We start from the raw sequence: 10741 nt of genomic DNA, 5'->3' as shown, positions 1-10741 counted from the left end.
CATACCGCGGTATCCTCTTCAACATCACAGGCGACCCATTTTGGTCGCCTGTCTTCTTGAGCTCATCCAGCCGGCTTCATCCTCCCCATGACATCAGCGGACATCTGGTGAAACAGGTCCTGCGCTCTGTCTGCGATGGGCAGCGCCTCACCGTGTTCGCCGGACGCCTCAAGGTCCAGGTGACTGATCCAGGATGGCCGTGACCGGCACCAGCTCCAGTCGACAGCCCAGATGCGCCAAGACGTCCCCTCCCCATCCGGGCCGATGCCCACCTCAAGGAACCGCTGGAGGGACACTGGCGAGATCACGACGCCCCAGTGATCGGCCCGGTTGAGCAGGGTCACCTTGAACAGATCGAACGGCGTCTCCGGCAGACTGCGGCTCAGCCGCTAACGCCATCCGACCGGGTCAGGCCGCGGCCGCGCGGCCCGCGCGGTGCGTTTCAGACTGAGGGGCTACGGCAGGCCCTCGACGAGGATCATCTCGAACTCGGCAATGCCCGCCCTGGCTCGCCTGGCCTCTGCATACCCTTCAGAGGCGTACCACGCCTGTGCACGGTCCAGGGTGGGAAACTCCACGAGCACCATCCGCTCCGGTTGGTATGACCCTTCCAGCACGCTCAGTGCACCCCCGCGCGCCAGGTACCTGCCGCCAAACTGTTGGATAGACTGCTCAGCCAGGTGACGGTACTGTTGAATGCGCGTAGGGTCCAACACCCGCGTGTTGACGATCACATAAGCCGGCATCTGTGCAGTCTACCGACTTGGTTTCCACAGGTCAGCTAATCCAGCGCTGAGTAAAGGTGCGGGACGCCCACGGGCACGTCTGGGCTGCCCCACATCTGCTGCACGTCGCGAGCGGTTCCCCGCGCGACAGGTACGCCAGCCGGTCCCGGACCCGTCTGGCCTTCTGCCCCGCCGGAAACGCCACCCGAGCCAGCGTGTGGCGGCCACTCAAGCTGGAACATGAATCTGACGGTCGACGCTCTGCACACGCCACACCCCGATCAGGGGCGTGTGCTCGCCGGGCACGATATCGGGGAGTAAGCCCAACTGGGCGACCTTCAGCAGGTACGTCAGGGCCGGTTCGGCTCCGGCTCGCCCTTGCTGCTGCAGCACCTCATGGGTGACCGTCACCATCGCCGCCCGACCGACCCCGTGCAGGGTGCGGGCAAAGAAGGTCAACCCCGCCTCAGGAGCGGTCATCAGGAAGGCGGTGAGACTCAGGTGCAGCTGCGGCTCGGCTTGCCCGATGAGCAGGCGACCGATCTGGTCTGGATGGTTGGGATGGAGTTGTTTGAATGCGGTGGGCTCGCTCAGGACGGCCCGCTGCCGCCGCATCCGCTGAATGTCCTTGCGCTGGAGATTGACCAGGGCCCGAGTCGCGGCGTCGTAGGGGAACATCGGCACGCAGCGTGTCATAGGGCCTCTGACAACTTTGCTTCACTGACCAACACCCCCACCGGTCTCCCTCTGCAGCTTAAGACTGACTGACGGTCAGGTCACGCCTTCAAGAACGCTCAGCCCTGGGAAGGCCGGTCGCGGCCTTCTTACCCTGTGGACATGACTACGGACGATGTGATGCTCAGGGCCTGGGATTACCTGCAGGACCTGGGCTGCACGCGGGTCACCTCCGCCCAGCGCGTCGGTGACCAGATGCGCCAGATCGTAGAGATCCACTGTGGGGGGCGCTGCGTCGGGCAAGGGGAGCACCGCTGGCCGCAGCGGGCCTTCCTGATCGCCTTAATGGAAGCGGTGCAGGTCATCTGCCCCGACGGTCACCCCGCCACGCCTTCCCTGCCGATGACGTACACCGAGCTGACGCCGGCAGCCATGTACCGCTGAGTCACCCACTCAGTGGAGGCTGGAACTGCCTTCAATCGCCCGCAGGAACGCGGCCACCACGGCAGGGTCGAAGTGCCGCCCAGCCTGCGCCTGAATCTCCTGCACGGCCCGGTCCTGCGACCACGCCGCCTTGTACGGCCGCGCCTGAGTGAGGGCGTGAAAGACATCCACGACGGCCACGATGCGCGCCGCCACTAGAATCTGCTGCCCTGCCCGGATGAACAGCGGTCAGGCGTGCCGCGGCAACCATGACGTCGAGAAGGTGCGCTGCTGCGCCTGGACCTCATTCGGGCGCTGTGGACCACTGGACGTCTGAGTGGCCTAGGGCCAGCGTGCCCGCCTTGGGCGCCGGCAAGCACACTGGTCCCACGCCGATTCCAGCCGGTCGACGGGTCGGCCCAGGCGTGAGGTTCTCCCGCGCCTGAGTGTCGTGCGGGCGCCACCCACGTGCTCCACGCGGCCGCACGTACTCTCCAGACGCCTCACAGTTGAGGCGCCCAGCGCACGGTCGGGGCCGCCCTCGTCCACTCGAATAAAGATCAGCTCAAGCCGCCCCGAGATGCACGTCTTCAATCCCCACTACCCTGGCCTATGCCCGTTTACCTTCAGGCGGTTGAGACAGCGGTGCCCGGCGCGGCGTACCCGCAGGGTCTGCTCCGCGACATCATCCGCCAGCAGCCTGAACTGGACCGGCGGGCGCAGCGCCTGACCACCAGCATCTTCAACGCCTCGGGCATCGACACCCGGCACAGCGCCGTCCTGGACTTTCAGGCCAGCGCGCAGGACACGCCCGGCCTGTTCTACGACCCGGGCACGGGCCGGATGTTGACACCAGGGACGGGGGCGCGCAACGACTTTTACACCGCGCACGCCACTGAGCTGTTCGTGCGGGCGGCCAGGCAGGCCCTGGCGGCCTGCCCGGACGTCTCGCCAGCGGAGATCACCCACGTCGTGACGGCGTCCTGCACTGGGTTTTTCGCGCCGGGTCCGGAGTACGCGGTGGTGCGGGCGCTGGGCCTCTCGCCGCGCACGCAGCGGGTCCACGTGGGCTTCATGGGCTGCTACGCCGCCTTTCCCGCCCTGAAGTTGGCCCGGGCGTTCTGCGACGCCGACCCGAACGCGGTGGTCCTCGTCGTCTGCGCGGAGCTGTGCACCATTCACATGCACTCGGCCGGGGATCCGGACACATTGATCGCCAATTCGGTCTTCGCGGATGGGGCCGCGGCGGCCGTGGTGAGTGCCCGGCCACCGGCGCCGGGGGCGCTCGCCCTGCGGCTCGATCAGTTCGAGACCACGCTCACGCCGCCGGGTGTGGGTGAGGCGGACATGGCCTGGACGATCGGGGATCAGGGCTATGACATGGTCCTCAGTACCTACGTGCCGCAGATCATCGAGGCGCACATCACTGGCGCGCTGGCCCCACTGCTGGCCCACGACGCGGCCCTGGCCGGTGTGCCCGGCGCCGTCGAGCGCTGGGCGGTGCATCCGGGAGGGCGCAGCATCCTGGATAAGGTGCAGGGCAGCCTGAACCTCAGTGATGAGCAGCTGCGCCCCTCGCGGGAGGTGCTGCGCCAGTTCGGGAATATGAGCAGCGCGACGGTGCTGTTCATTCTCGCGGACCTGCGCCGCCACGCTGTCCCGGGCGAGCGGGTGTGCGCGGTGGCGTTCGGCCCCGGCCTGACGGTGGAGTCGGGCCTGCTGACCCAGGTGATGGGCTGCGCCCACGCGGACCCGGCCTGATGGCCGTGGATTTCTCGCGGCGGGAGGTCAGTGCGCGTGAGCGCATGGATGAGCCGGACTGCGACCTGTCCACCCTGCGGCGAACCTACGCCCGCTTCGAGCTGCTCAACGCCCTGGTGTCCGGCTGGCGGCGAGTATACCGCACGGCGGTGCGTCCAGCGCTGATCCCGGGCCGGACGATGACGCTGCTGGATATCGGCTGCGGTGGTGGGGACGTGGCGCGCCACCTCGCGGCCTGGGCGCGGCGGGACGGGCTGCGGCTTCAGGTGACGGCCATCGACGCGGACGCGCGCGCCATCACGTACGCCGCCGCGCAGCCCACCTCGGCGGACGTGACCTTCCGCGCTGCACTGAGCGGCGACCTCGTGCGGGAGGGTCAGCGGTTCGATTTCGTGACTTCCAACCACCTGCTTCATCACCTCACGGGCGAGGAATTCACGGCCCTGCTGCGGGACTGTGAGCAGCTCTGCCGGGGGCGAGTGCTGCACAGTGACCTCACGCGCAGCGCCCTGGCCTACCGGCTCTTTACCCCGCTGAGCCTGGCGTTCCCCGGCACGTTCATCCGCGAGGACGGTCCCCTGTCCATCCGGCGCAGCTTTACCCGCGCTGAACTCGCGGCCCTGGCGCCCCCCGGCTGGCAGGTGCAGCCGCTCTTTCCCTTCCGGCACCTGCTGACGTACCAGAGCGTTCATGCTTGACGTGCTGGTCGTCGGGGGGGGCCCGGTGGGCCTGTACCTCGGGTGCCTGCTGGCGCAGCGGGGCCTGAACTTCGCGGTCCTGGAACAGCGGACGGCGCCCAGCACGCATTCGCGCGCCATCGGCATCCACCCGCCGGCCCTGCAGGCCTTCGAGGCGCTGGACCTGACGGCGGCGTTCCTCGAGCGGGGCGTGCCCATCCGCCGGGGGCAGGTTCGGGGGGACGGGCACCTGCTGGGTGAGCTGAGTTTTCAGGGCGCGTCGGCCCGCTATCCCTTCATCCTTTCGCTGCCGCAGCAGGAGACCGAGGGGCTCCTTGAGCGCCGCCTGGCGCAGCTCGCCCCGGGCACGCTACGTCGCGGCGTGGAGGTTCAGGCGCTGCGTGACGTGGGCCCGCACGTGCAGGTGACGGCCCGCTCGGGTGGCCGCGTGCAGGAGTGGACGGCGCGCGTGGTCGTGGGGGCGGACGGCACCCGCAGCCGCGTGCGTGACCTCTGCGGCATCGACTTCCCGGGCGGCGCGTACGCGGACACGTACCTGATGGGCGATTTTCCGGACACGACCGCCTTCCGGGACGCGGCGGCCATTTTTCTGGGCTCGGGCGGCGTGGTGGAAGCTTTTCCGCTGCCCGGTCAGCGGCGCCGCTGGGTGGCGCGCACCGGGGCGCTCTGGCGCGGCGCGCAGGCGCCGGACCTCGCGGCACTCGTGCGGGCGCGCACGGGCTTCGCCCTGCCGGCCGGCGACTGCAGCATGCTGAGTGCCTTCGGGGTCGGGCGGCACCTGGCGCGGCGGCTAGTCGCGGGCCGGGTCCTTCTCATTGGGGACGCGGCGCATGAGGTCAGTCCGATCGGCGGGCAGGGCATGACGCTGGGCTGGCTGGACGCCGCCGCGCTCGCGCCGCTGCTGCCTGAGGCGGCCGTGGACCGCGCCGCAGCGGAACCGGCGCTGCGCCGCTACGAGCGCCGGCGCCGGCAGCTCGCGCGGCTGGCCGCGCGTCAGGCGGAGTTCAACATGCTCTTCGGCCGCCCCGCCAGAGGACTCGGCGGGCACCTGCGGGACGGAGCGCTGCGCGCGCTGCTGGCGCCGTCCATCCAGCCGGCGCTGGCCCGCGCGTTCACGATGGGCTGGCTGAGCCACCAGGAGGCCCCGTGGCCCGCATCCTGATCGCCTCCCAACCCATTGCCGGGCACGTCCTGCCGCTGGCGCCGGTCGTGCGGGAACTGCGCGCGCGCGGGCACGCAGTGCGCTGGTACACCGGGCGCAAGTACGCCGCGCACGCTGAGGCAGCGGGCGCACCCTGGGAGCCCTTCGTTCACGCCCGCGACTACGATGACGCCGCGTTCGGTGCCGCCTTTCCAGGCCGGGATGAGCGGCGCGGCCTGCGGCAGCTGCTGTTCGATGTCCAGCACATCTTCGTCGGGCAGATTGAAGGACAACTGCAGGATCTCCGGGAGCTGGCGCGCACGTGGCCGCATGACGTGGTCCTGGCGGATCAGACGGTCGCGGCGGCCCTGCTGCACGAGGAGCTCGGTGGTCCACCCTGCGCGCTGCTGGGCGTCCTGCCACTGGGCATTCCGAGCCGCGACACCGCGCCGTTCGGACTGGGCGTGCCGCCCGCCCGATCGGCGCTGGGCCCGCTACGCAACCGCATCCTCACCTGGGGCACGCGCCTGCTGTTCGCGCCCGTCTCACGCGACCTTTCCGCCCTGTGCCGCCGGCTGGGCCTGCCCGGGCGGGCCTTCGCGCCGCCGGTGGCGCCCAGCCTGATGCTGCAGCCCACCGTGCCCGCGTTCGAGTACCCCCGCAGTGACCTGCCACCGCACCTGCAGTTCATCGGGCCCCTGATTCCAGAGGCGCCCGGCCGGGCGCTCCCCGCGTGGTGGCCGGAGGTGCAGGCGGCCACCCGGCCCGTGGTGATGGTGACACAGGGCACACTCGCCACGGACCCCCGGCACCTGATCCTGCCCACCCTGAACGCGCTGGAGGGTGAGGACGTGCTGGTGATCGCTGCCGGCGTGCGCCCGGAGGATCTGCCGGGCCCACCGCCGCCCAACGCGCGGGTCACGCCCTTCGTCCCGTTCTCCCAGGTGCTGCCGCACGTGTCGGTGTACGTCTCCAATGGCGGGTACGGCGGCGTGCAGCAGGCCCTCACGTCCGGCGTGCCCTGCGTGGTCGGCGGCGGCAGTGAGGACAAGGTGGAGGTGGCGGCCCGCGTGGCTCACGCTGGCGTGGGGGTCAACCTGAAAACGGCCCGGCCCACGCCTGAGCAGGTACGCCGCGCCGTACGCCGCGTCCTTCAGGACGACCGTGTCCGGAACCGGGCGGCGGCGATGGGCGCTGAGCTGCGCGCCCACGACGCGCCCCGAGAGGCCGCGGACCTGATCGAGCGACTGCTGCCTGGGACCGGGCGTGCCTGAGGCCGCACCCTACCGTGGATGGCCGGCGTGGGCCCGGACCGGCGGCGGCCCTCTGCTCCCCCGTACCTCCGCCCGGGGTCAACCTGAGCGGGCCGTCCCTGCGCGGCAGGTGCCCGGCGAGTTCACGCACGTGAGGCGCCTGCTGGACAGCCCAGGGCGGCTGCACCCGGACGGAAGGGGACGCGCCCGCCTGACCGCCCGAGGGGAACGGTGACGTGGGTGGCGCGGCTGCTCGTCACGGCCCTGCTCTTTCTGAGCTCAACCTCGGCTCAGGACACCGTCCGCGAGTTGCGGGTAGGCCAGCTGACGCTCCTGCGGGGCGCCTTACCGCCACCCAACGCCGCTGCCCTGGATGGGCTGGACACGGCGCCCGCGTGTCCCCGGCCGGACGCGCCGCTGGACCGGGTGTTGTACGACCAGCTGCTGGGCGCCGGCGCCGCCCTGAGCTGCGGTAACCGCTTCGAAGGTCTCCAGCATTTTCCCGGCGACGACACGCACCCGTTTGCACCCTACGAGGCGCTCGGGCAGCAGATCCTGGCCGCAAAGCGGGACGTCCTCATCGCCAACATGGTCTGGGACGGCGGCCCGGACGCACCCGGGTTCCGCCTGGCGCAGACCCTGTCGGAGCTGCGCCGGCAGGTGCAGGCGCATCCGGAACGGTACCCGCAGGGCCTGACCGTGCGGGTACTGCTGGGCAACAGCGTCCGCTTCGACGCGCCGCTGGATCCCACCGCCAACGCCTTCAACGCCGCCCGGGACCTGCTGTCGGCTGGCCTGCCCCTCACCGGCGCGCCCGAGGCGGGCTGGCGGCTGGACCTCGCCAACTACCGCTACGCCGTTCCCCACAGTCACATGAAACTGATCGTGATTGACGGGCAGGAGGTCATCACCGGCGGCTTCAACATCAGCGCCCTGCATCTGCCTGCGGCCGTGCCGGGCGGCTCGGCCGTGCATGACGTGGCGCTGTCGGTCCGGGGGCCGGTCGCGCGGCACGCTGCGGCGGCCTTCCGGGACGCCTGGTCCAGCAGCCGCGCGCTGCGCTGCACGGCAGAGGCAGCGGCGGCGACCGCGCGCCAGGATTGCCACTTGGTGGACGAGGCGGCGCCCGACCCACTGATCTGGTGGGGCCCGCCGGCACCGGCGGGCGAGGCGCGGGTGTATGGGCTGTACCGCCGCAGTGGGTACGGATCGGGTGACGCCGCGCTGACCGCGCTGTTCGGCGCGGCTCAGACCCGCATCGACCTGCTGCAGTCGCAGGTGAGTGGCGACCTGGCCTGCGACCTGAGCCTCACGGCCCCAGGCGGCTGTCCCCTGGACACGCGCGGCCTCCCGGTCTGGCAGGCGATCGTCTCGGCCATCCGCGAGCGGCACGTGCACGTGCGGCTGGTGCTGGACCGCGCGCCGGTCCTGCAGACCGAGGCGCTGACCCTGCTGGGCAGCCTGCAGGCCGAACTGCGCCCCCTCGGTCTGGACGGGTATCTGGAGGCCCGCTGGTCCGCGCACCGCCTGCACACCAAGGCGGCGGTGGTGGACGGCGCCATGACCGTGGTCGGCAGCACGAACCTGCACTTCTCGTCGTTCGGACCGGGCGGCCTGACCGAGTACGACCTGGCGACCAGCGACCCGGCGGCCATCACGGCGGTGCAGGCCACCTTCGAGGACGAGTGGCGGCAGGCGCAGCCCGTCACGCTGCCCTGGTGGCTACGGTCATTCCCCTGAGGTGGGGCGGGCCTGGACCCCGCCTCTGCCGCTCCGCTCGTCAGCGGGGGTCGGCCTGAGGCGTGGACCTCCGCATCAATCGCTCGAGCCTCACCCGCAGGGTGCGCTGAAGCATCACGGGATACCCGTGGCACACGACGCCCGTCAGCAGCAACCAGGCGGCCGTATCGCCCTGGCCGCGCAGCGCCGTGACCCCCACCAGCCCGAGGGTTACGAGCCCCAGCAGCGCGTGACTGAATTCAGCCTCGCGGGTGAAGCGCTCGTAGCGGCCCAGGGTGAGGCGCGTTCCGTCAAACCCCTGCGCCTGACGCCGCAGCCGCTCCCAGCCCAGCGCGCGCAGCAGCGCCATGTACGGGTAGACGCCCAGGCGCCGGTACAGCGGCACTTCCCAGGCCTTCACGCGGAACCACGCTCCTCGCAGCGGCGGGGGCCACGCCCACAGCACGTACAGCGCCCACCACATCAGCAGCACCTGCAGGCCCACCGCCAGCAGCAGGCCATGTCCGCCCAGGCCCTGCACCCACGCGCCGAGGGCCAGCACCGTCAGCAGGAGGGGCAGGGCGCCCAGGGCGCGCGCCCTCAGCACTGCCCGAGCGCCTCGGCGATGCTCGTGCGCCCGGCCCGGTACGCGGGCCAGAGGCCGGACAGAAGGCCCAGCAGCAGGCTCAGCCCCAGTGAGAGGCCCAGCAGCTGTGGTGAGAACGCCGCCCCGTCCAGTCCTGCAACCCGCTGCGTGAGGTGGTTGATCGCCCACACGCCCGGCATACTCAGCAGCGCCCCGGCGCTCCACCCCACCACGGCCAGCAGCAGGCCCTCGGCGATCACCAGCTGGCCCACGAACCCGGGACGGGCCCCCATGGCCCGCAGCACGCCAAACTCGCGGGTCCGCTCGTGAACGGCCATCAGCATCGTGTTGGCGACGCCCAGGGCGCCCACGCCCAGCGACACGAGCGACAGCACCAAGCTCAGGAGGTCCGCGCGGCCCAGCAGCGCACTGAAAGACCACAGCACGTCCTCACGCGTCCGGACGTCCAGATGCGTGATCCGGCGCAGCTGCGCCGCCACCTCGGGCGCCCTCTCCGGGTCCCGCAGCCGCAGCGCCACGAAGGACAGCTGGTCCCCCAGCCCCAGGGCCCGCTGCGCGCCGGTGAGGGGCAGGAACGTGAACGTATCCGTCAGCGTCTGCTGCGGTTCGAGCACCCCGATCACCCGCACCCGGGCCCGCCGGGTGATCATGAACTCGTCCCCCACGCCCAGCTGCTGATTCCGGGCCGCCACCGCACCCAGAACGGCCACCGCCTGCCCTTCGTCCGAGGCCTGCAGCAGCCGCCCCCGGGCGACCCGCACCTGCGGGAAGAGCGCCTGCAGGCCCTCACGGGCGGGCAGACCGTAATACACGGCGCTCTGCGTGGGGTCGAGCGCCTGCTTGATCTGCGCGACCACAGGCGTGACGCCGGTCACGCCCAGCTCCGCCGCGTTGGCGGTCACCGCGGCCACCACGCTGCGGGGCAGATTCGGCAGGGGCAGGAGACTCAGCGGCGCCGGCCGGGCCACCTGCACGTCCGGACCGGCGCTGCGCAGTTCCTCCCGGAACTGGCCTTTCAAGCCCTGCCCGAGCGAGAGGAACAGGATCATGCTGGTCACCGAAATCACGACGCCCAGCAGGGTCAGCAGCGTCCGGACGGGGCGCCTGGAGAGGCCCCGCGCGGCGAGATGCCAGCGCTCCGCGGGTCTCATGCCCCTGAGCTTACCTCCGTCCGCCCTGTGGAACGAACGTGCAGGACAGGTCAGCTCACCCACGCGGGACACCTGATGCGCAAGGCCGCCCTGCCGCCGCGTCCAGCGTCCCGACCGGCCGCAGGCTGAGGGGGTACTGAACACGGCAGCCCGCATTCTCCTGACTGCCCGTCTGATGACGTTGTTGCCCGCCCATAGGTGGGCTGTTGTGACCGCGGACCGGGCATTCGTGGGGGCGAGAGGTGCGCGTTCGGGCACTACAACGCATCCGGTCCTGTACTCATATCCGGGAGAACACGCGTACCCATGACGCACTGGGGCGGGATCTGTTCACGACACTTAGAGCCTGAGGACAGAACGGAAGCACGATGATGCGTCGTGGCAGACTTGACCTATGCCCCGTCAGAAGGTCAGCCCTGCGTTGTCCGTCTCCGCTCTCCCGCTCGAAGGCCCGGACGTGATGGAGGTCCTCGAAGGGATAGCCAGTGACATGGCCATGGACAGTGTTGAGGCCATGTCCGCTGCCATGGACTTCGAGAAGGCGCTGTTGACCATTGCGCACACCTTGGCTGAGCAAGCCATCCGGAT

The 10741-nt window shown here is 70.7% G+C and carries 12 protein-coding genes and 1 pseudogene; 8 read left to right on the top strand and 5 right to left on the bottom strand.

Annotated features, from left to right (window positions below; all coding sequences use genetic code 11):
• The coding region (locus IEY63_RS22380; RefSeq protein WP_229784861.1) for a hypothetical protein at window positions 1-203 on the top strand (203 nt) is incomplete at its 5' end.
• Window positions 204-455: 252 nt separating this feature from the next.
• Here the strand turns inward: IEY63_RS22380 and IEY63_RS21835 are convergent.
• Both IEY63_RS21835 and IEY63_RS21830 read right to left on the bottom strand, forming a co-directional pair.
• Window positions 456-746, bottom strand: coding sequence for a DUF1330 domain-containing protein (locus IEY63_RS21835; RefSeq protein WP_189071101.1), 291 nt, complete (start codon window positions 744-746; stop codon window positions 456-458).
• A 207-nt stretch (window positions 747-953) separates the two neighbouring features.
• Window positions 954-1409, bottom strand: coding sequence for a hypothetical protein (locus tag IEY63_RS21830; protein ID WP_189071100.1), 456 nt, complete (start codon window positions 1407-1409; stop codon window positions 954-956).
• Window positions 1410-1562: 153 nt separating this feature from the next.
• Between IEY63_RS21830 and IEY63_RS21825 the strand changes: the two genes are divergently transcribed.
• Complete coding sequence (locus tag IEY63_RS21825) at window positions 1563-1844, top strand: hypothetical protein (protein ID WP_189071099.1); 282 nt, start codon at window positions 1563-1565, stop codon at window positions 1842-1844.
• A 9-nt stretch (window positions 1845-1853) separates the two neighbouring features.
• Here the strand turns inward: IEY63_RS21825 and IEY63_RS21820 are convergent, their stop codons facing one another.
• Window positions 1854-2045, bottom strand: a complete 192-nt coding sequence (locus IEY63_RS21820; RefSeq protein ID WP_373290950.1) for an HD-GYP domain-containing protein — start codon at window positions 2043-2045, stop codon at window positions 1854-1856.
• Between the two features lie 390 nt (window positions 2046-2435).
• Between IEY63_RS21820 and IEY63_RS21815 the strand changes: the two genes are divergently transcribed.
• The 5 genes from IEY63_RS21815 to IEY63_RS21795 all read left to right on the top strand — a co-directional run bounded on the left by IEY63_RS21815 (window position 2436) and on the right by IEY63_RS21795 (window position 8416).
• A complete protein-coding gene (locus IEY63_RS21815; RefSeq protein ID WP_189071097.1) occupies window positions 2436-3584 on the top strand; it encodes a type III polyketide synthase in 1149 nt (382 codons plus the stop codon).
• Window positions 3585-3628: 44 nt separating this feature from the next.
• Window positions 3629-4282 (top strand): class I SAM-dependent methyltransferase, encoded by a 654-nt coding sequence (locus tag IEY63_RS21810; protein ID WP_229784860.1) that lies wholly within the window; start codon window positions 3629-3631, stop codon window positions 4280-4282.
• On the top strand, window positions 4275-5444 hold the full coding sequence (locus IEY63_RS21805) for an FAD-dependent oxidoreductase (RefSeq protein WP_189071095.1): 1170 nt from the start codon (window positions 4275-4277) through the stop codon (window positions 5442-5444). Before IEY63_RS21810 ends, IEY63_RS21805 begins: the two co-directional genes overlap by 8 nt.
• Window positions 5429-6697, top strand: coding sequence for a glycosyltransferase (locus IEY63_RS21800; RefSeq protein ID WP_229784859.1), 1269 nt, complete (start codon window positions 5429-5431; stop codon window positions 6695-6697). Before IEY63_RS21805 ends, IEY63_RS21800 begins: the two co-directional genes overlap by 16 nt.
• Window positions 6698-6907: 210 nt before the next feature.
• Window positions 6908-8416 carry a phospholipase D-like domain-containing protein gene (locus IEY63_RS21795; RefSeq protein WP_229784858.1) on the top strand — a complete coding sequence of 503 codons (1509 nt, stop codon included), beginning with the start codon at window positions 6908-6910 and terminating at the stop codon, window positions 8414-8416.
• A gap of 40 nt (window positions 8417-8456) precedes the next feature.
• On the opposite strand, the gene IEY63_RS21790 is transcribed toward IEY63_RS21795, so the two are convergent.
• Together IEY63_RS21790 and IEY63_RS21785 are read right to left on the bottom strand one after the other, a co-directional pair.
• A complete protein-coding gene (locus tag IEY63_RS21790) occupies window positions 8457-9002 on the bottom strand; it encodes a glycosyl-4,4'-diaponeurosporenoate acyltransferase CrtO family protein (protein WP_189071094.1) in 546 nt (181 codons plus the stop codon).
• The gene (locus IEY63_RS21785; protein WP_189071093.1) at window positions 8996-10153 is read right to left on the bottom strand and encodes an ABC transporter permease; all 1158 of its coding nucleotides are present in this window, start codon (window positions 10151-10153) and stop codon (window positions 8996-8998) included. The genes IEY63_RS21790 and IEY63_RS21785 overlap by 7 nt, the downstream gene beginning before the upstream one ends.
• Before the next feature lie 394 nt (window positions 10154-10547).
• Between IEY63_RS21785 and IEY63_RS21780 the strand changes: the two are divergent.
• A pseudogene (locus IEY63_RS21780) lies at window positions 10548-10741 on the top strand (hypothetical protein); the annotation flags it as partial.

This window comes from Deinococcus radiotolerans, assembly GCF_014647435.1.
Classification (GTDB): domain Bacteria; phylum Deinococcota; class Deinococci; order Deinococcales; family Deinococcaceae; genus Deinococcus; species Deinococcus radiotolerans.
The sequence above is the reverse complement of the archived record's forward strand: the minus strand, read 5'-3'. Positions and strand labels throughout refer to the sequence as shown.